The organism is Mycobacterium sp. FW102-FHT13B02 (assembly GCF_058790275.1).
The window spans coordinates 45,303-69,526 of the sequence record NZ_JBYTCM010000029.1 but is presented as its reverse complement, the minus strand read 5'-3'; the positions used below and the strand labels follow the sequence as shown (position 1 = coordinate 69,526).

21 protein-coding genes are annotated in these 24,224 nt (G+C 68.1%); 4 read left to right on the top strand and 17 right to left on the bottom strand.

All coding sequences use genetic code 11. The features are described 5' to 3' along the window. Positions 1–106: 106 nt before the first annotated feature. The 7 genes from AC3WTE_RS29915 to AC3WTE_RS29885 all read right to left on the bottom strand — a co-directional run bounded on the left by AC3WTE_RS29915 (position 107) and on the right by AC3WTE_RS29885 (position 5,743). Positions 107–988, bottom strand: coding sequence for a hypothetical protein (locus tag AC3WTE_RS29915; protein ID WP_492443075.1), 882 nt, complete (start codon positions 986–988; stop codon positions 107–109). Between the two features lie 27 nt (positions 989–1,015). Beyond that, entirely contained in the window at positions 1,016–1,882 is an 867-nt protein-coding gene (ppk2, locus tag AC3WTE_RS29910) for a polyphosphate kinase 2 (RefSeq protein WP_492443074.1), read from the bottom strand. A 58-nt stretch (positions 1,883–1,940) separates the two neighbouring features. Further along, entirely contained in the window at positions 1,941–3,458 is a 1,518-nt protein-coding gene (locus AC3WTE_RS29905) for an aldehyde dehydrogenase family protein (protein ID WP_492443073.1), read from the bottom strand. 68 nt (positions 3,459–3,526) lie between these two features. Then, positions 3,527–4,105 carry a phosphatase PAP2 family protein gene (locus tag AC3WTE_RS29900; RefSeq protein WP_492443072.1) on the bottom strand — a complete coding sequence of 193 codons (579 nt, stop codon included), beginning with the start codon at positions 4,103–4,105 and terminating at the stop codon, positions 3,527–3,529. A gap of 7 nt (positions 4,106–4,112) precedes the next feature. Further along, positions 4,113–4,646 (bottom strand): mycothiol transferase, encoded by a 534-nt coding sequence (locus tag AC3WTE_RS29895; protein WP_492443071.1) that lies wholly within the window; start codon positions 4,644–4,646, stop codon positions 4,113–4,115. Positions 4,647–4,656: 10 nt separating this feature from the next. Beyond that, complete coding sequence (locus AC3WTE_RS29890) at positions 4,657–5,055, bottom strand: VOC family protein (RefSeq protein ID WP_459366877.1); 399 nt, start codon at positions 5,053–5,055, stop codon at positions 4,657–4,659. Positions 5,056–5,131: 76 nt separating this feature from the next. Next, complete coding sequence (locus tag AC3WTE_RS29885; RefSeq protein WP_492443070.1) at positions 5,132–5,743, bottom strand: hypothetical protein; 612 nt, start codon at positions 5,741–5,743, stop codon at positions 5,132–5,134. 134 nt (positions 5,744–5,877) lie between these two features. Between AC3WTE_RS29885 and AC3WTE_RS29880 the strand changes: the two genes are divergently transcribed. Next, the gene (locus tag AC3WTE_RS29880; RefSeq protein ID WP_492443069.1) at positions 5,878–7,614 is read left to right on the top strand and encodes an N-acyl-D-amino-acid deacylase family protein; all 1,737 of its coding nucleotides are present in this window, start codon (positions 5,878–5,880) and stop codon (positions 7,612–7,614) included. Positions 7,615–7,625: 11 nt separating this feature from the next. Here AC3WTE_RS29880 and AC3WTE_RS29875 read toward each other — a convergent pair whose 3' ends face one another. Genes AC3WTE_RS29875 through AC3WTE_RS29845 form a run of 7 tightly spaced genes read right to left on the bottom strand, consistent with a single transcriptional unit; the run spans position 7,626 to position 14,329 of the window. Continuing rightward, complete coding sequence (locus tag AC3WTE_RS29875; protein ID WP_492443068.1) at positions 7,626–8,630, bottom strand: tetratricopeptide repeat protein; 1,005 nt, start codon at positions 8,628–8,630, stop codon at positions 7,626–7,628. Further along, positions 8,627–9,670 carry a vWA domain-containing protein gene (locus AC3WTE_RS29870; RefSeq protein WP_492443067.1) on the bottom strand — a complete coding sequence of 348 codons (1,044 nt, stop codon included), beginning with the start codon at positions 9,668–9,670 and terminating at the stop codon, positions 8,627–8,629. Before AC3WTE_RS29870 ends, AC3WTE_RS29875 begins: the two co-directional genes overlap by 4 nt. Further along, positions 9,667–10,731, bottom strand: coding sequence for a hypothetical protein (locus AC3WTE_RS29865; protein WP_492443066.1), 1,065 nt, complete (start codon positions 10,729–10,731; stop codon positions 9,667–9,669). Before AC3WTE_RS29865 ends, AC3WTE_RS29870 begins: the two co-directional genes overlap by 4 nt. Then, positions 10,722–11,195 carry a hypothetical protein gene (locus AC3WTE_RS29860; RefSeq protein WP_492443065.1) on the bottom strand — a complete coding sequence of 158 codons (474 nt, stop codon included), beginning with the start codon at positions 11,193–11,195 and terminating at the stop codon, positions 10,722–10,724. The genes AC3WTE_RS29865 and AC3WTE_RS29860 overlap by 10 nt, the downstream gene beginning before the upstream one ends. Continuing rightward, on the bottom strand, positions 11,185–12,084 hold the full coding sequence (locus tag AC3WTE_RS29855) for a DUF58 domain-containing protein (protein WP_492443064.1): 900 nt from the start codon (positions 12,082–12,084) through the stop codon (positions 11,185–11,187). Before AC3WTE_RS29855 ends, AC3WTE_RS29860 begins: the two co-directional genes overlap by 11 nt. Before the next feature lie 5 nt (positions 12,085–12,089). Next, positions 12,090–13,100 (bottom strand): AAA family ATPase, encoded by a 1,011-nt coding sequence (locus AC3WTE_RS29850; RefSeq protein WP_459366886.1) that lies wholly within the window; start codon positions 13,098–13,100, stop codon positions 12,090–12,092. After that, positions 13,097–14,329 carry a hypothetical protein gene (locus tag AC3WTE_RS29845; protein ID WP_492443063.1) on the bottom strand — a complete coding sequence of 411 codons (1,233 nt, stop codon included), beginning with the start codon at positions 14,327–14,329 and terminating at the stop codon, positions 13,097–13,099. Before AC3WTE_RS29845 ends, AC3WTE_RS29850 begins: the two co-directional genes overlap by 4 nt. A 148-nt stretch (positions 14,330–14,477) precedes the next feature. Between AC3WTE_RS29845 and AC3WTE_RS29840 the strand changes: the two genes are divergently transcribed. Continuing rightward, positions 14,478–14,852 (top strand): pyridoxamine 5'-phosphate oxidase family protein, encoded by a 375-nt coding sequence (locus AC3WTE_RS29840; RefSeq protein WP_492443062.1) that lies wholly within the window; start codon positions 14,478–14,480, stop codon positions 14,850–14,852. Positions 14,853–14,909: 57 nt separating this feature from the next. On the opposite strand, the gene groL is transcribed toward AC3WTE_RS29840, so the two are convergent. The 3 genes from groL to AC3WTE_RS29825 all read right to left on the bottom strand — a co-directional run bounded on the left by groL (position 14,910) and on the right by AC3WTE_RS29825 (position 18,171). Beyond that, entirely contained in the window at positions 14,910–16,535 is a 1,626-nt protein-coding gene (gene groL, locus AC3WTE_RS29835; RefSeq protein WP_492443061.1) for a chaperonin GroEL, read from the bottom strand. A 222-nt stretch (positions 16,536–16,757) separates the two neighbouring features. Further along, on the bottom strand, positions 16,758–17,594 hold the full coding sequence (locus AC3WTE_RS29830; RefSeq protein WP_492443060.1) for an LLM class F420-dependent oxidoreductase: 837 nt from the start codon (positions 17,592–17,594) through the stop codon (positions 16,758–16,760). 10 nt (positions 17,595–17,604) lie between these two features. After that, positions 17,605–18,171, bottom strand: a complete 567-nt coding sequence (locus AC3WTE_RS29825; protein ID WP_492443077.1) for a TetR/AcrR family transcriptional regulator — start codon at positions 18,169–18,171, stop codon at positions 17,605–17,607. 100 nt (positions 18,172–18,271) lie between these two features. On the opposite strand from AC3WTE_RS29825, the gene AC3WTE_RS29820 reads away from it, so the two are divergent. Further along, complete coding sequence (locus AC3WTE_RS29820) at positions 18,272–19,177, top strand: SDR family NAD(P)-dependent oxidoreductase (RefSeq protein ID WP_492443059.1); 906 nt, start codon at positions 18,272–18,274, stop codon at positions 19,175–19,177. A gap of 409 nt (positions 19,178–19,586) precedes the next feature. Further along, entirely contained in the window at positions 19,587–24,215 is a 4,629-nt protein-coding gene (locus AC3WTE_RS29815) for a PGRS repeat-containing protein (RefSeq protein ID WP_492443058.1), read from the top strand. The last annotated feature ends 9 nt before the right edge of the window (positions 24,216–24,224 follow it).

The following is a 24,224-nucleotide window of genomic DNA, read 5'->3' as shown; positions in this document are numbered from 1 at the left end:
TCTTGGCCACCAACACATTCTGCCGAAACGCCAGGTCAAAACACCCAGACACGCTCAATCAAAACGCAACAACCACCGGCTGCGGATTTTCGTGCACAAATCGCTGTCAGGCGGCAGGAGCTCCCGTGGGCTTGGGCTTGCGGACCACCCGGCGACCCAGGTTGCCCAGCAGTGTCACGAGGACGCCCAGCACCACCAAGCCGCCGCCGGTGGCGAGGGTGATGTTGAGCCACTGGTGGGCGTTCGCGATGGCCGTATCGACCATGATGTCAGCCACCTGCCGGACGTTTCCGGTGGTGCGGTTCAGCCCATCATCGATGTAGCGGCGCCCCACTTCGATGCCGGCCCAGCCGGCAGCGCCCACGATCATGGTCGAAATTCCCAGGGCCGCAACGGTTTTTCCGCGGGATCGGGTCACTGCGAGCGTCAGCAGGGCGAACACGCCCGTCAGGACGCAGATGCCGACGCGCGCCCACGGTCCCCACGTCGTCGCGGCACGGAACTGGCCCGGCCGCACCGACTGGGCCGAATCGGTGATCGGTACTTCGATTTTCGACGGGACGCGGATCCCGAGCGCCGTCAGAGTCGCCCTGAACGACCCGTCCGACAGCATCGGCGACAGGTCGATTGTCCAGCGGCCGGATGCGTCCGAGTGGGCCATGGTGTCGGTGAACAGCCAGTCGTGCGCGTAGCCGTTGGCGGTGCCGAACTGGCCCGGGAACACCGAGCTGGAGGTGTAGAGGCCGGCCGCATTCGACATGGTGCTGGTGCTCAGGTCATAGCCCGCGCTGGTGGCCAGCTTGTTGATCTGGATGCCCAGCTCACTGGCGGTGGCCTTCTGCAGGTCGTGGTTCTTGGCGGCCGTGGTCGCCAGGGCGACGTAGCCGCCCCGGTCGACGATGGTGTGCTGGGCCCAGCAGACCGGCACAGCCACCGCCACAGCGATGGTGGTGACCAGCCACAACAGCAGTGTCGCGACGAATCGCAAGCGCCCTCCTAGATCGGTGGGCGCCGCTCAGTCGGACAGCGCCCGTCCCACGATCAGCGGGTCGGCGTGCCCGACCACCTCATGGTCCTTGTTGTCGTAGTCGAACTTACCGAGAACATGGCGCATGGCGTTGATCCGGGCGCGCTTCTTGTCGTTGCTCTTCACCACAGTCCACGGCGCGACCTCGGTGTCGGTCCAGGCGAACATCTCTTCCTTGGCCGCGGTGTAGTCGTCCCACTTGTCCAGCGAGGCGAGATCCGTCGGGGAGAGCTTCCACTGGCGCACCGGGTCCACCTGGCGGATGGTGAACCGGGTGCGCTGCTCGGCCTGCGTCACCGAGAACCACAACTTGGTGAGGCTGACGCCGTCGTTGGTCAGCATCTGCTCGAAAAGCGGTGCCTGGCGGACGAACTCGGCGTGCTGCTTGGGCGAGCAGTACCCCATCACACGCTCCACACCGGCCCGGTTGTACCAGGAACGGTCGAACAGCACGATCTCGCCGGCCGCCGGCAGATGCGTCACGTACCGCTGGAAGTACCACTGGGTACGTTCCTTCTCGGTCGGCTTCTCCAGCGCCACGACCCGGGCGCCGCGCGGGTTGAGATGCTCCATGAACCGCTTGATGGTGCCGCCCTTGCCGGCGGCGTCGCGGCCCTCGAAGACGATGACGTGCCGCAGCCCGTTGGCCTGGCTCCACTTCTGCAGCTTCAACAGTTCGATCTGCAGGAGCCGCTTCTGCTCCTCGTACTCCTCGCGCTTCATACGCTCGTCGTACGGGTAACCCTCGCGCCAGGTGTCGACTACTTCCCCGCTGGGCAGCAGGACCAACTCGGGATCGTCGTCGTCGTCATCGCGAACGGCGTAGCCGGTGGCGGTAGCGGTGTCGAGGGTCACCGGCCGAAAATAACGGCTCCGCCAAACCTGTCGGTGACATCCTGGTGAACAGCAGGTGCTACTTGGCGGTGCGCTTGGACCGGATCAACGACACCTTGGTCAGCACGGTGTTCATGCGGGCCAGCGCCTTCATCGAGTTGTGGTAGTAGTTGCCGCCGGCGCCTGCGCTGGTGCGCGGCTCGACCACCGTCTCCTGGCGACAGTACTTGCGGATGCCCTCGGCCCCGCCGAACCGCGCACCGATGCCCGACGTCTTCCAGCCGCCCATCGGAGCGGTGGTGCACATCAGGTTGGCCAGCACATCGTTGATGTTCACCGCGCCACAGTCGAGCTGCAGTGCAACGTCTTTGGCCCGCTGCACGTCGCCCGAGAACACGGCGGCGCTCAACCCGTACGGGCTGTCATTGGCCAGGCGGACTGCCTCACCGACCGTGGCGACCTTCATGATCGGCAGGGTCGGGCCGAACGTCTCCTCGGTCATGCACGCCATCGAATGATCGACGTCGACGAGCACCGTCGGCGGGTAGAAGCTGCCGGGGCCGTCGGGGCGCTTGCCGCCGGTCAGGGCCCGGGCACCGGCCGCCAGGGCCTCGTTGACGTGCCGCTCGGTGATGTCCACCTGGCCGGCGTCGATCTGCGCGCCGAGGTGATAGCCCTCGCCCGCGCCCACCTTGAGGTTCTGCACCGCCTTGACGACGGCGTCGACGAACGCGTCGTACGCCGGCTCCAGCACGTAGACACGCTCGACGGACACGCAGGTCTGCCCGGCGTTGAACATCGCGCCCCAGACCGCGGCGTTCGCGGCCAACTCCACGTCGGCGTCCTCGAGCACGATCATCGGGTCCTTGCCACCGAGTTCGAGGCTGACCGGGGTGAGACGACGCGCCGCGCGCTCCATGACCTTGCGGCCGGTGGCCGTGGAGCCGGTGAATTGAATGAAGTCGGAGTTGTCGATGACGGCCTCGGACACCTCGCGGGCGCCCTGCGCCAGTGCGAGCACCTCGGGCGCCCCGGAGTCGGTCCATCCGCGCAACAGCAACTCGGCGGTCAGCGGGGTCCGCTCGGACGGCTTGAGCAGCACGGCGCAGCCGGCCGCGAGCGCCCCGATGGCGTCCATCAGCGCGTTGGCGACCGGATAGTTCCACGGCGCGATGATGCCCACCACCGGACGCGGACGGTAGTGCACGGTGATCTTCTTGATCGAGAGCATGGGCATGGGCGCCGGCCGGGTGTCGGGCGCCAGCGCCTTCTCCATGGTCTTGACCACGTACGAGATGATCAGGATCGCCAGCGGGATCTCGACCTTCGCGTCGACCATCGACTTGCCGGTCTCGCGGACCAGCAGGGCCTCGACCTCGTCGCGATGATCATTGAGCCACACCGCAAAACGGGCCAGCACCTTCGCCCGCCCCTGCGCCCCGCGGGCTTCCCACTCCGGCTGCGCGGCGCGCAGACCGGCGGCGATGCGCGGTACGTCGGCCGGGTCCGTCCACCTCACGGTTCCTGCGATGGCACCGGTGGCAGGGTCGTAAATGGTGCCGGAGCCCGGCGACTGGACGTCAGACGTAGCGGTCATACGGCCATCGTAACGACCAGGTGTGACACGGGTCGCACCCGGCTTGACGCGTGTCAAATTTGGGCGTGTCAGCGGCGGTCGCGGCGAGCGGCACTACAGCTCGGCACGACACCGGCGACCCACGCCGCCAGGCACACCAGGCTGGACCCGAACAGCAGCGCACCGACGGTGTCCGTGAAGTAGTGGTAGGTGAAGGCCTGGCCGAGCATGCCCGCCGGGACGAAGATGCCCGCCAGCAGCCGTGACCACAGCACCGCTCCGGCCGCCACGACGATCATGCCGACGACCGTGACCATAAGGGTGGTGTGCCCACTGGGATAGGCCAGCGCACCACCCTTATGGCGACCGAACAGCGGCTTCACGAAGCGTTCGATGAGCAGCGCCGCCAGCGGACACAGCGCCATCGCCACCGCGATGCTCCATCGCCTGCGCCACAAGGCGATTCCCACCGCGATCACCAGCATCGCCAGCAGTGTTCTCGGGTCGGTGAAGAACAGCAGCCACCCGGAGTACGGCCGGGTATCACGACCGGCCTGCTGGAAGACGTCGTCGACCGGTGTGGAGGCCTTGCCGACAACCCAGCCCAACACGGCCATCGTCACCAGCCCGACCGGCGGCCACCAGCGGACGAATTTCTCCGTTGTCATCGGGCGGTCATCGGTGCGCGGCGATACCCCGCACGTACGCCGCCTGCCCCAGGTGCTGCGCGCAGTCGTCGACGATGCTGACCAGACGCGCGCTCGCGGTGACCGGCGGATTCCAGCGACGGTCGACGATCCGCTCGAGTTCCTCCGAAGTCACGCTCGCGACGTACTCCAACGTCACCTTGTGCACCGCGCGGTAGTAGCCGACCAGCAAGTCGACCGGCGGCCGCACCTTGCCGACGTCTTCGGGAGTGTGGCCGTAGCCGATGTCGTAGCCGGGGGCATCACTGTGCGGCAGGTCGAGAGCGAACCGCTGCTCCCACTCTTGGCCCGTCCACACCTGCTCGACACCGGCGATGTCGCACAGCTGCATGTCCTGACACCGCGCGCTGTGCCACAACAGCCACGCGATGCTGTTGGCCTCCGGCGTCGGGCGCCAGCACGACACCTCTTCGGTCAGGCCGTCGGTGACCTCCTCGACGTGCTCGATGAGCCGAGTGAATGAGTCGCGCAACAGTTCTCGCGCCGCGGCGGTGTCGGACATGGTTCCGACGCTACCCGACCTGACGGTCGGCGGCCGAGCCGTGGAACACCGCTTCCACGTTGTTGCCATCCGGGTCACGCACGAACGCACCGAAGTACTCGGGATGGTATTCAGGCCACAGCCGGGGCGCGTGCAACGACTCGGCGCCGAGTGCGACCGCGGCCTCATGGAAAGCGGTCACCGTATCCGCATCAGCAGCATGGAAGGCCACGTGCACCTCACGGTTCGGCCCCGACGCCTCACCCGCACTGGCATCGCCGATCCAGAATTCCGGCCGCCCGGCGGTGCCGTAACCGATGGCGACCTCGAAATCCATCTGACGGCTGTACCCGAGGACACCGAGCACGGTGTCGTAGAACTCTTTGGACTTGGCCCAGTCGCTGCAGTTGATGCCGACGTGATCGATCATGCCGCGATCGTGCCACGAGCCACCGACACAATCGGAGCGACGAACCCAGGCTGGGCCCGCCGCTCCGATTGGTGATTCAGTTGTCGGCCAGGGTGCGGTAGAGGGTCTTCTTGGCCTCGGCGACCGCAGCGGACACCGTCGCAACGGCCGACTTCAGGTCGGCCTTCTGTGCGTCGTTGCCGGTGAACTTGATGGTGCGCGCAAGACCGGCGAGCTCGAACAAGTCCTTGCGCAGCTTGATGACGTCACCGAACTTCGCCGCCTGCCCGAGGAACGCCTGCACCGTCTCGCTGCTGACGCCGCGCCAGGCGAGCAGCTGCTCACCGAACTCGGTCAGCGTCGCGACGCCGTCCTCGACCGTGGCCACGCCGCGCGCGGCGAGCAGTGAGATGACGAACTCGACCTTGTCCACCGGCGGGGCGAACGCGCCGTCGGTGATCTCCGAGACCCGCTGCGAGAGCTGCTCGGCGGTGGCCGGACCTGCCTGTAGTAGCGCGGCCGCCGCAATCGCGGCACGCTTGATACGACCCTTGAAGAAGTGGTGCCCGGCGCCGGCCCCGAAGCCGCCGCCGAAACCACCACCGAGGCCCGGGCCGCAGGCGCCGGGACCACCCGCGCCGGGACCGAAGCCCCCGAATCCCGGGCCGAAGCCCCCACCGAAACCGGGGCCGAAACCAGCTGAGAACATCGCAATTCCTTTCGTTGATTCGATGCATCTTGTACCTATCACGATACATCGTTTCTGCAATGCCTAGCCGTTCTAATCTTCAACTCAAAGCCAACTCACAGATCTGATGAGGGGCTGAGTCGTACGTTGTTCACATGAACGCAGCGGGCACGGCCTACGACATCGTCATTCGGGGCGGACTCATCGTCGATGGCTTGGGCTGCGCGCCCTTCCATGGCGATGTCGCAGTTCAGGACGGGTCCATCGTGGCCGTCGGCACTGTCGAGGGGACCGGCACGCGCGAGATCGACGCCACCGGCAAGCTGGTCACCCCCGGCTTCGTGGACCTGCACACCCACTACGACGGACAGGCCATCTGGTCGGAACGGATGACGCCGTCGTCCGCTCACGGCGTAACGACCGCCGTCATGGGCAACTGCGGTGTCGGCTTCGCGCCGTGCCGCCCAGATGACCACGACGTACTCGTCGACGTGATGGCCGGCGTCGAGGACATCCCGGGCGTCGTGATGGTCGACGGCCTGCCATGGACCTGGGAGACCTTCCCCGAATTCCTGGACGCGGTTGACGCGGGACGCCGGGACATTGACGTGGCCGCGTTCCTGCCGCACTCGCCGCTGCGGGTGTACGTGATGGGCCGGCGCGGTGTCGATCGCGAACCCGCCACTCCCGAGGACCTCGCGCTGATGCGCAAGCTGGCGGCCGAGGCAGTGGAGGTCGGTGCGCTGGGTTTCGCGTCGTCGCGACTGACCCTGCACAAGACCTCTGGCGGGCAGCCCATCCCGAGCCATGACGCGGCACAGGTGGAAATCGAGGCCATCGCCCGCGGCATCGAAGACGGCGGCGGCGGACTGATCCAGTTCGTGCCCGACCTGTTGGCGGGCGACTACGAGGTCGCGCTCAAGACCGTGTTCGACGTCGCCGCCGACGTCGGTCTGCCCGTCACGTTCACGCTGGCGGTCGGCAACGCCGGGCCGGCCACATTCGAGGACGCGCTGCGCATGGTCGAGAAGGCCAATACCGATGGCGGTTCGATCTCGGCCCAGATCTTTCCCCGGCCGATCGGCCTCGTCATCGGCCTCGAACTGTCCGGCAACCCGTTCGTGCTGTACCCGTCGTACCGCGAGATCGCCGACCTGCCGTTGGCCGAGCGCGTCGCCGAGATGCGCAAACCTGAGGTACGCCAACGCATCCTGAACGACACCGCGGCTGCCGACGGCCACCCGCTCATGTTCGCGGCGCAGGCGTGGGACTACATGTTCCCGCTGGGCACTCCCCCGAACTATGAACCGGCACCGTCGGATTCGATCGCGGCGCGGGCCGCCGCCCGCGGCGTCAGCCCGCTCGAAGAGGCCTACGACCGGGTGCTCGACGACGACGGGCACGCCATGCTGTTGGTCACCCTCGCCAACTTCCGTGACGGTTCGCTCGACACCGTGGCCGAACTGATCCGGCGCGACGACGTCATCCTGGGCCTCGGCGACGGCGGCGCCCACTACGGAATGATCTGCGACGCGTCATTTCCCACGTACCTGCTGACGCACTGGGTGCGCGACCGGGCTGCCGGCCGGCTGGACCTGGCGCATGCGGTGAAGGAACTGACATCGGTACCGGCGCGCGTCGCGGGCCTGGCCGACCGCGGCCGAATCGCGGTGGGCTACAAGGCCGATCTCAATGTGATCGACCACGACGCACTGACGCTGCACAAACCGACCATCGAGCACGACCTGCCCGCCGGTGGGCGCCGCCTGGACCAGACCGCCGACGGCTATATCGCGACCATGGTGTCCGGCGAGATCATCGCCGAGAACGGCGTGCCGACGGCGGCGCGGCCGGGACGTCTGGTCCGTGGCCGCCAGCCGGCGCCGGCCTGAGCGGCGGCAGCTCACTCACGATCGACACCTGTGGCACCCGAATCCTCCAGCAGCCGCTTGAGCACATCACCCGGATCGCCTTGCTGCGGGTGCAGTTCATGCGTCGACACCCCGCCGGATTCGGTCGCGACACGGTCTGCGCCAACGGTATCGGGGGCCTGTGTGGTGGGTCCGCCGGCCGGGGTTTGACCGTCCGGATCGCCTTGTCCCGAGCCCTGAGCGTCCGGACCGGGCGGCGGGTTTCCTGAACCCGGCGGCGGATTGCCGGGACTCTGGGGCTGCTCACCCGGGCTCGGCGGCGGATTGCCGGGACTCTGGGGCTGCTCACCCTGGCCCGGCGATTGGCCGTTCTGACCCGAGTCACCCGCCCCGCCGCTGTTGTCCTGGCCACCCTGACCGCCCTGCCCGTCCGAGGACTTCGGCTCCGGATCCTTCAGCTTGTCCTGCAACCGCTTCGCCGTGTCGTTGCGGTGTTTACGCTGCTCCTCGTCGGGCTCGGTCGACGTGTCGAAACAACCGGCGGGCGCCTGCTGCACCACCGTGAGCGCCTCTTGCCACAGCGGTTTCGCCTGGTCGCGGTGCTTCTCGTTGTTCTTCACGTCGCCCCGCGCCTCCAGCACCACGGCGAGGTTGATGCGTACCGGGCACGACTCGTCCTGGTCGACCAGTGCCAGCGATTTCTTGAACTCCGACTCGGCGTCCGACAGTTTGCCTTCCAACAGATAGCGGTCGCCGTCGGCGAAATACGCCTTGTAGGAGTCGATCACGTTGAACGACTTGAGCTTTCGCACGTCATGGTCCATGCCGTAGGAGTTGTACGCGAAGAAGTTCGACCTCGCGGACTGCCCGTAGGTCACCATCGTCACCAACTTGACGGCGATCCCCACCACCAACAGGGCCGGCAGCACCGAGATGACCAGCAGTTTGCGCCGCAGGACCTTTCGGCTCGGCCCGGATGAGAAGTACCGGCCGACCGCCGCGATCACCGTCTGCCACAACGCCGATATCTGCGTCATTCGTCCCGCACCTTCGTCATGCGGGAGACCCGGTACTCGCGCGCCATGGCGAACAGTTCGTAGCCCATCAACAGCATCGCGATCGCCGTGAAAATCCAGTAGAACTCGGTGCGCTCCCCCGGCAGCGAAACCTGTTGTCGCTCTGTGGATGCCTGGACATCCAGGGCCGGGATGATGGTGGCCGTCGAATCGCCCGGCGCCCGGTGGTAGTACGGCAGTTTCAGCTGGCCGGCGACCGTCTTCAGTGACGCTTCGTCGAATGCCGAGAGGAACTGCGCGCCACTCGGGTCCGGAAAATACGACACTTCACCGCCCGCCCCCAGCTTGCTGGCCACCCGGCCGCCGCCTGCCGTGCCGTACCCGAGCACCGCGCCCCCGGCGATCAGTCCCGCGGGGATGTCGAATTTCGTCGCCGGCCGCTTCGAGACGCCCGCTCCCTCACCGAGATAGAAGACCACGTTGTTCGAGCCCGGGTACTGCGTGTGCGCCAGCTCCAGCTGGCGCTTCAACTGCTCGTCGGCCGCACCGACGTCGACCTGGTACACCGAATCGAAGTCCGCTCCATAGGCCGAATAGCCCTTGAGCAGCGCCCGCAGACTCCAGACGTCATCCGACAACGGCCAGTCGACACGTGCCTTCGTGGCGAACGACGTGATCGAGAACCGGCCCGACGGGTACTGGTCGACGATCGACTGCATGTCGGCCCGAATCCCGGCCATCCGGAACTGGTTGTTCCCGTAGTCCTCGGCCTTGGAGTTGAGGGAGCGGTCGACGACGAAGAACACATTCACGTTCCGGCCGGCCGCCGCCGCGACGGACTGGTCCGAAACCTGTTTATCTCCTTCGATTCCCGGCCGCGCGGCTGCCGCGAACAGGCAGACGATCACCAGGGTCAACAAGCTCCAGCGCAGCACCACCTTGCGCTGGCCGCCTTTCCCGACCACGACCAGCACCCGGTAGAGGGTGAACATCCGCAATATCAGGGTCAGCCCGGCGAGCACCAGGAACACCCACCAGGCGACCACAGGTTCGAACGTCATCGACGCACCCCCGCGAGGCTGATCGAGAAGACGATCACCATGGCCAGAGCCACGGCCAGCACCGCGTCGGGCCGGTCGCGCACCTGCGCGACCAGAATGGTTCCGTCAGACCGGGTCAGCGCGGGCGGGTGCGCACGGATGTCGTCGAGATGGCCGCGCAGTGCCGCGTCCATCGCGTTCTGCTGCGTTCCGCTGTTGCCGCCCTTGGGATCCGCCGCGACATAGCTGACGAACCGCCCTCCGGTGGCCTCCGTGATGCCGCTCAGCGCGCCACCGGCGTCGCGCGTCGTCGGGGTCAGGACGTTCAGCTGAATACCCGAGGACTTCGCCAGTGCACCGAGCGCGGCGTCCGAATAGATGGGCGCCTTCGACCCATCGGCCGGCCCCAGGTAGATCACCGAGCGCCGGGTATCCGACGGCTTACCCACTCCTGGAAAACCTTTCATGCACAGGGCCAGAGCGTCGTTGACCGTCAGCCGGTAGTCGGAATAGCTGACGGTCCGGCCGAACTCGTGCTGCGCGCGTTGCAGCGTTGCGGTGTCCTCCGGCGATGGCTTCTGCTGGGTCTTCAGTCGCTCGAGGTTCGCATAGCGGCCGAGTTGCTCCTGGAGGTAGGGATAGTCCCGGGTCAGTGGGATCACCCGCAGCGTGCGGGACGTGAGGCCGAGACGCTGCGTCTCGAACTTCGCGGCCTGGTCACGGAAATACGAGAACAGCACGGACGCATCGTGGGCGGCCGGGTCATCCTCCACACACAGCATGATGTCCTCCGGGTGCGCCCGGTTGATGTCTGCGGCGGTGGCTTGTGCGCTGACTGGCCGCGCAGTGGCGATGATCGCGCACAGTGCTACCCCGACCGTCGTTGCGGCGATGGCCGCCAACAGGATTCGGTACCGACGATAGGCGCGCGCGTACTCGGGCAGCTGAGTCAGGCGACCGACCCATGCCAGCGGACGCAGCCGGCGCTGCTGCTGTCTCAGCGGCCAGAGGAACGCGACGGCCACAATGACGACCAATGCCGTCAGCCCCACGACGACCACCCACCACCATCTCAGCTCCATGACCGGATCGCACTCCGCACCTGGGCTGCCGCGGCAGCAACATCGGGGTTGTCGACAACGTCGAATTGTCGGGTATACAAAGCCTTCACGATGGGCGCCGCCGCCGCCGCGGGCCCGCGCTCCACCTCACCCAACGTCATGTACTGGGCCCGCACGCCCGTGCGGTAGAACACGAAATTCCGCAGTATGCGACTCATTTCGGTGTACGCCTGACGGCTGCTCAGCTCACCGATCCGGTAACGGTCGGCCACGTGACCGACCGCGGCACTGAACTTGCGCCGCAACACCCGGGCGCTGATGTCGCGGATCACCGGGATGGTCCGCAACCTTTCGACGGGCAGCGTCCACACCAACACGCCACCGAACCAGCCGATCACCCCGAGGACCAGCAGGATGCCGAACACCAGCCAGAACACCGAGTACGGCAGCGGCGCCACAACCCATTTCAGAAAGTCATTTGCCACGGCCGGCCTTCTTCAACATCAGGGTGACGGCGTTGAACAACTCACCACTACCGGAAACCCGTGCGCACGGGATCGCCGAGCTGTTGACGTACTGCTCGAATGCCGCCTCCCGCCGTGCCTCGGCCCGCCGGTACGCCTCCAGCACCCGGTGCCCCAGGATCTCTTCACGCAGCAGAGTTCTGCCGCTGTCGACGTCGTAGCCCTCACCGCCGAATCCCGGCGCTCCGATCAACGGGGCGTCACGCACCGTCACCCAGTACACGTCGTGCCGCGCCGCCATCTTGCGGAACTGCTCGTCCAGCCCCGCGCCGACATCGGGTTCGTCCGAGATCACGAAAACGATGTGCCGGCGCCGGAAGTGGTGCTGCACGTAGTCCAGTTGCGCGCAGATATCGCTGCGGCCGCTGTCCGCGACGTGATGCCGGTTGACGCGTTCCAGGATGTGTTCGAGGTGCGCCTCACCGCGCCGGTTCGGCATGTGTGCCGATCCGGTCGCATCCCCGTACACCAAACCCATCTCGTCGCCCTTGCTGATGGCGATGAGCCCAACCAGGCCAACGGCATTGAGCACCACACGCTGCTTGACCTCGCCACTTGCGGTGTGGGCCAACATGTTCCGGCCGAGGTCGGTGACCATCAGGATCCGCTGTTGCCGGTACGAGACGAATCGCTTGACCAGTACCTCGGGCGAGCGCGCCGACGCCTTCCAGTCGATGTCGCGAACGTCGTCTCCCGGCACATAGGGCCGCAGATCGTCGAATTCCAGACTGCGTCCCTGGAACATCGAGCGGTGCTCGCCCTCCAGCAGCCCGCGGGACACCCCGTTGGGACCCGAGAGTCGATTGCCGGCCAGGGTCTGCGCCTTGACCTCCTGCAGTAGTACGCCCATCGCGGCTAAGGAGTTCGGACTGCCTGAATGACGTTGTCTATCAACACTTCCGGTGTGACGTTCTGGGCCACCGCCTCGAAGCCGAGAATCAGCCGGTGCCGCAGCACCCGGTGCGCCAGCGCTTTCACGTCGTCGGGCAGCACGTGATTGCGACCGGAAAGCAGCGCCAACGCCCGCGCCGCCTTGCAGAAGGCGATGGTGGCGCGGGGACTGGCGCCGTACTCGATGAGCCGAGCCAGATTCGCCGGAAGGTACTGCTGCGGCGTCCGGGTCACCGCGACGATCTGGGTGATGTAGTTGACGATCGCCGGGTCGAGGTAGACCCGTCGCACCACGTCCCGGATGTAGAGGATGTCATCGAGCGACGCCACCGGAGCGGTCCGGTGGTCGGCGTAGACACCGGCGTCGATCCGGAAGACCATTTCCGCCTCTTCCCGAGGGTTCGGATAGGTCAGGATCTCCTTGAACATGAACCGGTCCATCTGCGCTTCGGGCAGCGGATAGGTGCCCTCCTGATCAACCGGGTTCTGCGTCGCGAGCACCAGGAACGGCTCGGGAATCTTGTAGACGTCGCCGGCGATGCTGGTCTGGCGTTCCTCCATCGCCTCCAGCATGGCGCTCTGGGTTTTCGCACTCGACCGGTTGATCTCGTCCAGCAGCACGATGTTGGCGTGCACCGGTCCCAGCTGGGTGTGGAAGACGCCCTTGGACGCGTCGAAGATCTGGGTCCCGATGATGTCGCTCGGCAACAGGTCGGGGGTGCACTGGATGCGCCGGAATTTGGCCTGCACCGCATCGGCCACCGCCCGGGCAGCCGTCGTCTTGGCAAGTCCCGGAACGCTTTCCAGCAACACGTGCCCGCCGGTGAACATTCCGATCAACAGACTCTGCTGCAGTCCGGTCTGGCCCACCACCTTGGCCGCGAAGGCTCCGGACACCGCGTGTACCACCGCACGGGCGCGGTCGAGTTCATCCCGCGTCGGCTGCTGTTGCATCGTGTTCGTCGGGGCGCTCATCGGCCAAACCACTTCACTGTCAACGGTTCCTGTGTCATGTCGATCTGCCCCATCAGCGGGACGAACTGCTTGCCCTGCACCGTCGCGCCGCTGGTGCTCGTCGCGGTGATGGTCCACTGCGAGGTCCCCATGGTGCGCACCGACAGATCGAATGCCGTGAACGTGTAGTTGACCTGACTGAGGTCGGCCGGCGGTTCCCAGTGCACCGTGCCGTCGACCAGCGTCGGGTTCGGCATGGCGTTCGGGCAGCCCGGCGGCGCCAGTGACGTGGACTTGGCGCATTCGGCGACCGCGGTGGCCACAGCCTGCTTCGCCGCCGCCGAACCAGCCTCGCTGAGCTGCATCTGGGCACCGACAGTCAGGCCGACACCGGAGGCGACCAAGCCGTCGAGCAGCACCGGCCGCGCCGTCGACACCGTCAGGTATTTGCTCGCCGAGCCCAGATCGAGCCACCCCGGAAAGACGTACACCGCCGCATTGCTCGGCGCCGGCTTGCCGAACAGCGTGAGCGGCGCGGCCGGGAGCGGCTTACCGGTGACCGGGTTGTTGATCTGGATGCCACCGGTCGCACCCAGATTCAGCTTGACGCTGGCAGTGGGGAGTTTCCAGCCGCTGTCGTCCTTTTTCACCAGCAACGTCTGATCGGCGGTCTGGTCACCGAAGTTGACGGACACGTGCACCTGCGCCATGGGGCCGGTTTCGTTGGCGCTCAGGATCCGGATGTTGGTGATGGGCCACTTCGCCGTCTGCTGCTTGAGCACATCGTCGGTCAGGAAGTCTTTTGAGGCCGGCTGATCGGTGCCGAATGCCAACGCGGCGCCCGCATCTCCCTTCGACAGCGCTTCCAGGTAGCCCTTGACCGCGCCCTCTGCCGAACTGGCGCCACCACCACCGGGACCGCTCGATCCGCCGCCGGAGAATGACACGATCGCCACGACGACGGCCACCACCAAGAGCACCGCAAGCGTGGCTCCGCCGGTGATGAACAGCGCCTTCCTGTTCTTGGGCGGCTTCGGCGCCGGCGCATATCCGGGCTGCGGAAAGTGTTGGAACTGCTGCTGGGGCGCGGCCGGCCAAGCCCCTTGCGGCGGGGTCTGCGGCGGCGCTCCCATCGGCGCCGGACCGCCCCATTGCGGCGGGGGCGGCGGTTGCCCGTAACCGGGATGCTGCGGCGCCGGCCCGTCAACCGGATTGGGACCGCCGAAAGGCGACTGCGGCGGCTGCGTCACGAGGTGAATCCACCGTCAAGAACCGTCACCAATTGAACATCCCCCTCATCCCCGTGCCGACTTACACCGGCGACCCGACGGTATCACTACTTCAGGTGGCCCTCTGTCGCCGATTACCAGCACCGACGCCGGCGCCTATCCTGACGGAATGAGCGCACACGTTGATCTCGATCAGCTGTCCGGCGCCTTGGACGACTTCACCTTCGCCTATCTCGTGACGGTGACCGACGACCACCGCGCACACGTCGTCACCGTCCAGCCCACTCTTGCCGACGGGGTCTTCGACATCGCCGCCATCGGAAACCGCACCAGCGAAAATCTCAAGCATCACAGCGACGTCACCCTCGTCTACCCGCCGCGCGAAGCCGACGGTTACACGCTGCTGATCGACGGTCGCGCCGAAGTGAAAGACACCCGGCTGCAGGTCTTTCCGAGCCGCGCGATCCTGCACCGGCAGGCCCGGCCGGACACCCCGGCGGCGGCGAGTGGCTGCCTGCACGATTGTGTGCCCATCGAGCAGTGACATGAAAAAGCCCCGACTCGCCGAGCGAGCCGGGGCTTTCCCGTAATAGAACTGGACTTAGAAGTCCATACCGCCCATGCCACCGGTCGGGTCGCCGGCGGGAGCCGCGGCCTTCTCCGGCTTGTCGGCGACGACGGCCTCGGTGGTGAGGAACAGCGCCGCGATGGACGCCGCGTTCTGCAGCGCCGAGCGGGTGACCTTGACCGGGTCGGCAACGCCGGCGGCCAGCAGGTCCTCGTACACGTTGGTCGCGGCGTTCAGGCCGTGACCGGCGGGCAGGTTCGACACCTTCTCGGCGACGACGCCCGGCTCCAGACCACCGTTGAAGGCGATCTGCTTCAGCGGAGCCGACAGCGCGACACGCACGATGTTGGCACCGGTGGCCTCGTCACCCTCGAGCTTGAGCTCGTCGAGCGCCGGAGCCGACTGCAGCAGAGCCACGCCACCACCGGCGACGATGCCCTCTTCGACGGCGGCCTTCGCGTTGCGAACGGCGTCCTCGATGCGGTGCTTGCGCTCCTTGAGCTCCACCTCGGTGGCAGCTCCGGCCTTGATGACCGCGACGCCACCGGCCAGCTTGGCCAGGCGCTCCTGCAGCTTCTCGCGGTCGTAGTCGGAGTCGCTGTTCTCGATCTCGCTGCGGATCTGGGCCACCCGGCCGGCGATGGCATCGGAGTCACCGGCGCCCTCGACGATGGTGGTCTCGTCCTTGGTGACGACGACCTTGCGGGCGGTGCCCAGCAGCGTGATGTCGGCGGTGTCGAGCGAGAGGCCGACCTCTTCGCTGATGACCTGGCCACCGGTGAGGATCGCCATGTCCTGCAGCATCGCCTTGCGGCGGTCACCGAAGCCCGGGGCCTTGACGGCGATGGACTTGAAGGTGCCGCGGATCTTGTTGACCACCAGGGTCGACAGGGCTTCGCCCTCGACGTCCTCGGCGATGATCAGCAGCGGCTTGCCCGACTGGATGACCTTCTCCAGCAGCGGCAGCAGGTCCTTGACGGTCGAGATCTTCGACGAGACGAGCAGGATGTACGGGTCCTCGAGGACCGCTTCCTGACGCTCGGCGTCGGTCACGAAGTAGCCCGAGATGTAGCCCTTGTCGAAGCGCATGCCCTCGGTGAGCTCCAGCTGCAGGCCGAAGGTGTTGGACTCCTCGACGGTGATGACACCCTCGTTGCCGACCTTGTCCATGGCCTCGGCGATCAGGTCACCGATGGACTGGTCACCGGCCGAGATACCGGCGGTGGCAGCGATCTGCTCCTTGGTGTCGATCTCCTTGGCGGACTTGAGGAGACTGGCCGTGACTGCTTCCACGGCCTTCTCGATGCCGCGCTTCAGGCCGAGCGGGTTGGCGCCGGCCGCGACGTTGCGCAGACCTTCGCGAACCAGTGCCTGAGCCAGGACGGTGGCGGTGGTGGTGCCGTCGCCGGCGACGTCGTCGGTCTTCTTGGCGACTTCCTTGACCAGCTCAGCGCCGATCTTCTCGTACGGGTCCTCCAGCTCGATCTCCTTGGCGATGGACACACCATCGTTGGTGATCGTGGGGGCGCCCCACTTCTTCTCCAGGACGACGTTGCGACCCTTGGGGCCCAGCGTCACCTTTACCGCGTCGGCGAGGGCGTTGAGCCCACGCTCGAGGCCGCGACGGGCCTCTTCGTCATACGCAATTGTCTTGGCCATTGCGAAGTAATTCCTCCGGTTGGGAATTGCACGTCTTTGGTCAGGCGCAGCGCCCGCGACGGACGGCCTGGGCTGTGCTCGCAGATGCGGCCCCGGCCTCACTGTCCCGACCTAGCACTCACCTATCGAGAGTGCCAACGTCTTTTTAGCACTCAGGTAGGGCGAGTGCAAGGTTGTTCGCCATCCGCGCAAGCACCCGGGCAATGGCGGGTAGCCGCTGAGTCAGGACCCCGACCGGTAGTGCGCCACCTGCGTCACGTATTCATCGAGCAGTCGCAGCGACTCGTCCCTACCCACCGAGGGCAGGAACAATCCGAGCTGCCCGTAACCGAGGCCTTCGGCGGCCTGCCAGTAGTCGGCCTTCATCGGTGCGCCGAACATGGCCAGCGGAACGTCGTGGCCGGCGGCCTCGCGCATCTGCCCGATGCGTTTGGCCAGCACGTCCCGGGGCAGCGGGTTGGAGATCCAGCCGGCGCCGTGCCGAACGACCCGTTTGACGGTGGCATCCGAATTCCCGCCGATATAGATCGGCGGGTGGGGTTTTTGCACCGGCTTGGGGCGGCAATACGACGAATCGAAGTTGACGAACTTCCCGTGATATTCGGCGGGTTCCTCCGTCCACAGCTCCTTGATGGCCTCGATGCTCTCGTCCAACCGGGCGCCCCGCGTCTTCGGATCGGTGCCGTGGTCGCGCATCTCCTCGAGGTTCCAGCCGGCGCCGACGCCGAAGGTGAACCGACCGCCCGAGATGAGATCGATGCTCGCCGCCTCCTTGGCGGTGTGGATCGGGTCGCGCTGGATCAGCAGGGCGACGCCGGTGAACAATTCGATCGTGGACGTCACCGCGGCGGCAGCGGCGAGCGTGACGAAGGGGTCGAGGGTGTTGTAGTACCAGGGCGGCAGGTCACCGCCGTTCGGATACGCCGATTCCCGGCTCGCCGGGATGTGACTGTGCTCGGCGACGATGAGCGACGCGAAGCCCCGGTCCTCGATCGCCCGCGCCAATGTCACCGGGTCGATGGTGTCGTCGTCGACGAAGGTGGCGATTCCGAACTTCATGCGGCCGACGCTACTCCCGACGCGGTCGCAGACCATCCATCATCAGCTCGACCACCCGGTCGGCGGCGTCGGGGTTGTAGCGCTGCGCGGCCTGCGCCGCGACCAGCAGCGTCTTGATCTCGGGCACCGAGACGTCCGAGCGCACGGCGCCGGCGCGCTGGGCCGCCGACAACAACTCGCCGAGCAGGGCCAGGAATTCGTCCTCGACGTCGGGCACCAAGGTGTGGACGTCGATCCCCAGGCCGGCGAGCGCGTCGACCAGACCCTGGTCGGTCTCCCCCCACTGGACCAGGGACCGCAAGAAGTCGAACAGCGCGTCACCCGGGGCGTCCGACGCCAAACACGCCCGGCCGGCATCGGTGACCGACTGCAACCGGTCCTCGATCACCGCACGATAGAGATCGTCTTTGGTCGGGAAATGACGGTAGACGGTGCCGGCGCCGACGCCGGCCCGTCGGGCGATCTCGTCGATGGGCACCGAGAGCCCCTCGTCGGCGAACGTCTGATAGGCGACCTCCAGCACACGAGCCCGGTTCCGGGCCGCGTCGGCGCGCAGCGGCCGCTTCGGTTTGCAGATCATCGTGCTCCCGGGAACAAATTAAACGGGGCCACCGTTCCGGATATGTGAACATCCGGGGCGCTCGCCCCGGATGAGGCCAGGCTACCGAGGAACCGTCATGACCAAGTGGACAACCGCCAGCATCCCCGACCAGACCGGGCGCACCGCCGTCATCACCGGTGCCAACACCGGGCTCGGCTATGAGACCGCCGCGGCGCTCGCCGCGAAGAACGCACACGTCGTGCTCGCGGTCCGCAACCTCGACAAAGGTAAGGACGCCGTCGACCGGATCCGGCAGGCGACACCCGACGCCGACGTCGCCCTTCAGGAACTCGACCTCACCTCACTGCAGTCGGTCCGGGAAGCCGCCGAACAGCTGAAGTCGGAATACCCGGCCGTCGACCTGCTGATCAACAACGCCGGCGTCATGTGGACGCCGAAGCAGACCACCGTCGACGGCTTCGAGATGCAGTTCGGCACCAACCACCTCGGACACTTCGCGTTCACCGGCCTGCTGCTGGACCAGCTGCTGACGGTGCCCGGCTCCCGCGTCGTCACGGTCAGCAGCCTGGGCCACCGGATTCGCGCCGCCATCCACTTCGATGATCTGCAATGGGAACGCCGCTACAACCGGGTCGCGGCCTACGGCCAGTCCAAGCTCGCCAACCTGCTCTTCACCTACGAACTGCAGCGCCGGCTGACCGGCGCGGAGACCGTCGCCCTCGCCGCGCACCCGGGCGGCTCGAGCACCGAATTGGCGCGGCACGTGGCGTTGCCGCCCGCCATCGTGACACCCATCGTCGAGCGGCTGTTCCAGAGTGCCGCCATGGGCGCCCTACCCACCCTGCGCGCCGCGACCGACCCGGCCGCATACGGCGGCCAGTACTACGGGCCGGACGGACTGTTCCAGCAGACCGGCCACCCGAAGGTCGTGGGCTCGAGCGACCAGTCGCACGACACCGCGTTGCAACAGCGACTTTGGGCGGTCTCCGAAGAACTGACCGGAGTGACGTTCCCGGTATAACCGGGCGATGCCCTGTTGGTTGTGCGACAAGGGGCTTGCACAACCGACAGGGCCGCTGCGAACGCGGTACTCCGCCCAGGACTGGCAAACATTGCCACCATCGCAATAAGGCGAAAATGAACGTGTTCTAAATTCTGCACCACGTCACCCAGCCGACCACCTCCACACCAGGTCACGGGCACGGCAGCCACCGTTCACTCCGTCACTCACGATCCGCACTGACCGGCTCCTATGCAGGTGACGGGCACATCGGGGAGTTTTCCCTGATCCCGACCAGTTACCAAGCCAGAGACCTCGCCACAAAGCAACTTCCCAGAAAAGTACTCAGCGCACGACTAATGCTGTTAGTGTCCCCGACGTTTATTGACGGGGGTGCCTGGTTCCGGCGCCTCACGGGGCGAGGAGGATCGTGGCAAAGCACAGGGCAGTGGGCACCAATACTTGGTGGAGTGCGGCTGGGCCGCTCGCGGCGGCGGGATTGACGAGTGCGGCGTTCGCCAGTGCGGGCGTGATGCTGCTGTTGGGTCCGGACTCGCCGACGATGCGGTCGGTGACCGCGGACATCAGGCTCGTCAACACCGAGAGCTCGACCAGCGACAGCGGCGCCAAATCCGGCAGCACCGGTACGTCCAAGGCCACTGACGGCAAAGCCAAGTCCCAGGACAAGACCAAGCCTCCGGCCAAGCCCACGTCCGGCGAAACGCAGAACTCCGGCAGCACGACCGACACCCCGCGAACCCCACGCCAGCAGGCGCAGGACCGCATGCGCCAGTACGCGGACGACGCCAGGAAAGCCCTGAACGACATCGCCCGTGGTGGCAAGCCCAAGCATGGCGGCACCAACGCCGACGGCCCGGGTTCCGCCACCGGCGACACTGCCACCGGCACTCCGACCACTCGCGGTTCGCGCGGCACCCGGCCAACGGCCGCCCAGAAGCCCAACGCAGCGGATAAGGCGAGTTCCACCGCAGCCGTCAGCCCCAAAAAGACTCCCACCGGCGCGGTCACCGGCGGCTCGACTGCCGGGCACAGCGCGACGCAACCGGGTACGGCGACCGGCAGCGAGGCAGCCGCAACCTCGACGGCGCCCAGCGGCCAGTCGGCCCCGTCCGCGCCGTCGGCGCCAGTGGTCGTCCCCGTGCTGACCGCCCCGACGAGCAAGCCGTTCAACCCGATCACCGGCATGCTGTCGGCGCTCGGCCTGGGCACCACGCTGGTCCCCGACGCACCGACCGCCCCCAACCAGATGCCCGGTGTCTGGGCTGTGATGGCTTGGGTGCGGCGCAACACCGAGTACGGCGTAGCGGCCAAGCGAGTGCAACTGAACTCCGCCGCCCACCCGGCCTCGGTGGCCGCCGCTCCGCCGGCCACAGCTGACCGGCTGCCCGCCGTCACGCCGACGGCCGCGGTCAACCCGGTCACCCCACTGGCTGCGGTCAACCCGCTGGCCGCCGTCGGCCCGCTGGCGCTACCCACATTCGTCGACCCGACCGTGGTGGTCGCCAACTGGATCTATCAGAACGTGCACTTCGGCGTGCAGGCCTGGATCAACAGCCCCATCGGCTTTGTCGTCGACAGCGGGATCAACCTGCTCGCCGGCCAGTACCTGATCGGCAACGGCTCCAACGGCAACCTGATCAACCCCAACGGTGGCAACGGCGGCCTGTGGTGGGGTGACGGCGGTAAGGGTTACTCGAGCGGCCTTCCCGGAGTCGACGGCGGCACCGGCGGCAACGCCCGCGGTTTCGGCAACGGCGGCTCGGGTGGCGACGGCTACTCGGGCTTCGGCATCTTCACGCCGACGGCCGGCGGTAACGGTGGCAACGCCGGGGGAATCGGCCACGGCGGCAATGGCGGTAAGGGCGGCAGCGGTGCCAACGGCGCCGACGGTCTTGCCGCACTGGGCCAGAACGGTGCCAACGGCCAAAGCGGCGCCAATGGCGGCAACGGCGGCAACGGCGGCTACGTCTTCGGCATCGGCGGCGTCGGCGGCGTCGGCGGCGACGCCGGTAGCGGCGGCAAGGGTGGCTCGGGCGTCCTCGGCGGCGGAGCCCTCGGCGGCGGTGGTAACGGCGGCAACGGTGGTGTCGGCGGTGTCGGCGGCAATGGCGGCAAGAAGGTCGGGTTCATCGGCAGTGTCGGCGCCGGCGGTCAGGGTGGCGCTGCCGGTGCCGGTGGCAATGGTGCCAACGGCTCCGACGGCAGTTCGTCACTGATCCCTGACGGCGGAACGGGCGGTAACGGCGGCAATGCCGGCACGGCGGGCGCCGGCGGCTTCGACGGCAGCGGGACGACGCAGGCCGCGACCGGCAATACGACCGCCGCCGGCGGCAACGGCGGCAAGGGTGGCAACGGCTTCGACACCATCACCGCGATCGGCATCGCAGGCAACGGCGGCGCCGGCGGCAACGGCGGCACCGGTGGCACTGCCGGCAATGGCGGCAACGGCGGCACCGGCGGCACCGGCGGTAACGGCGCCGATGGCCTTGCCGCACTTGGCCAGAACGGCCCCAACGGTGGCAACGGTGGCGCGGGCGGCATCGGTGGCGCCGGCGGCACCAACTCCGGTAACGGCGGCACGGGCGGCGCCGGCGGCAGTGCCGGCAGCGGTGGCTCCGGCGGGTCCGGTGTCCTCGGTGGCGGCGCCCTCGGCGGCGGCGGCAACGGCGGCAACGGTGGTATCGGTGGCGGCGGCGGCAAGGGCGGCGCGGCCGCCCACGGCACCGTCGGGGCCGGCGGTCAGGGCGGCGCGGCGGGGTCCGGCGGCAATGGGGCCAACGGCTCCGACGGCAGTTCGTCACTGATCCCCGACGGCGGCAAGGGTGGTGACGGCGGCAATGCCGGCACTGCGGGCGCCGGCGGCTTCGACGGCAACGGCGCCCACCAGGCCGCGACCGCCAACGCCAGCGCCCATGGTGGCAACGGCGGCAAGGGCGGCAACGGTTTCGACACCATCACCGCGATCGGCATCGCAGGCAACGGCGGCGCCGGCGGCAACGGCGGTAGCGGTGGCACCGACGGCAACGGCGGCAACGGCGGCGGCGGTGGCACCGGTGGTAACGGCGCCGATGGCCTTGCCGCACTCGGCCAGAACGGCCCCAACGGCGGCAACGGCGGCGCCGGTGGCAGCGGTGGCGCCGGCGGCACCAACTCCGGCAACGGCGGTATCGGCGGTGTTGGCGGTATCGGCGGTAACGGCGGCAGCGGCGGGTCCGGTGTGCTCGGCGGCGGCGCCCTCGGCGGCGGCGGCAGCGGTGGTAACGGCGGTAACGGCGGCGGCGGCGGCAAGGGTGGCGCGGCCGCCCACGGCACCGTCGGGGCCGGCGGCAAGGGTGGCAATGCGGGCAACGGCAGCGACGGCGGCAACGGCTCCGACGGCAGTTCGTCACTGATCCCCGACGGCGGCAAGGGTGGTGACGGCGGCAATGCCGGCAGCGCCGGCGCCGGCGGCTTCAACGGCAGCGGCGTCAACCAGGCCGCCACCGGAACTGGCGGCAACGGCGGCAACGGCGGCAAGGGTGGCAACGGCTTCGACACCATCACCGCGATCGGCATCGCAGGCAACGGCGGCGCCGGCGGCAACGGCGGTAGCGGTGGCACCGACGGCAACGGCGGCAACGGCGGTATCGGCGGAACCGGAGGCAACGGCGCCAATGGCCTTGCCGCACTTGGCCAGAACGGCCCCAACGGCGGCAACGGCGGCGCGGGCGGCAGCGGTGGCGCCGGCGGCACCAACTCCGGCAACGGCGGCACGGGCGGTATCGGAGGCTCCGGAGGCAACGGCGGCAGCGGCGGCTCGGGCGTGCTCGGTGGCAACACCGGCGGTTCCGGGGGTGCGGGCGGTAACGGCGGCGTCGGCGGCAAGGGCGGCGCGGCCGCCCACGGCACCGTCGGGGCCGGCGGCAAGGGTGGCGCAGCCGGCAACGGCGGCATCGGTGGTGCCGGTTCGGACGGTATTTCGTCGATCCAGAGCAATGGCGGCAAGGGCGGTACCGGCGGGACGGCAGGTAGTGCCGGCGCGGGCGGCTTCAACGGCAGCGGCGTCAGCCAGGCCCTCAGCGGCGTCGGTGGTGTCGGCGGCGCCGGCGGCAAGGGCGGCAACGGTTTTGACGCCATCACCATCCTCGACACCGCGGGCCGCGGCGGGGACGGTGGCGCCGGCGGCTCGGGCGGCGTGACCGGCAACGGTGGTGCCGGCGGTGCCGGCGGTACCGGTGGCAATGGCGCCGACGGAACCATCGGGCCCTTGCTGGGCGCTACGGGCTTGTCCGGTAGCAGCGCCGGTGCGGGCGGCAACGGCGGTATCGGCGGTGCCGGCGGAACCACGTCGGGTGACGGCGGCAAGGGCGGGGCCGGCGGCGCCGGCGGGACCGGTGGGTCCGGCGGCATCGGCGGGCTCCCGGCCTTCGGTTCCAACAATGCGGCCGGAATCAGCGGCGGTGGCGGCTTCGGGGGTACCGGCGGCGCAGGTGGTGCCGCCGGTAGCGGCGGAGCCGGTGGCACTGCAGCGCACGGCATCGACGGTGCCGGCGGGACGGGCGGCACCGGCGGGAACGGCGGCATCGGCGGGGCGGGCCAGACCGGCGCGCACGGCACTCCGTTCATCAACGGAAACGCCGGTGCCACCGGCGGTGTGGGTGGCCACGGTGGTCTCGCGGGTGCCGGTGGCAGCGGCGGAACATCGGGCAACAACGTCGGCGGTGCCGGCGGTAACGGCGGCGTCGGCGGCGCTGGCGGTTCCGGCGGTGCCGGCGGCGACGGTTACAACGACAACCTGACCCAGTGGGGCAACGGCGGCAATGGTGGTGCCGGCGGCGTCGGCGGCACCAGCGGCAACGGTGGTGCGGGCGGAACCGGTTCGACGACCGGCGCCGGTGGCAACGGTCCGGCCGGCGGCGCCGGCGGTGCGGGCGGTACGGGCGGTGCCAATGGCGGTCACGGCACCCACGACGGTGCCGACGGCGCCCCTGGCGCTGCCGGCGGCAGCGGCACCGGAGGCTCCGGGAATCCTGCCGGCAGCAGCGGAATCCAGGTATAGCGATCACGG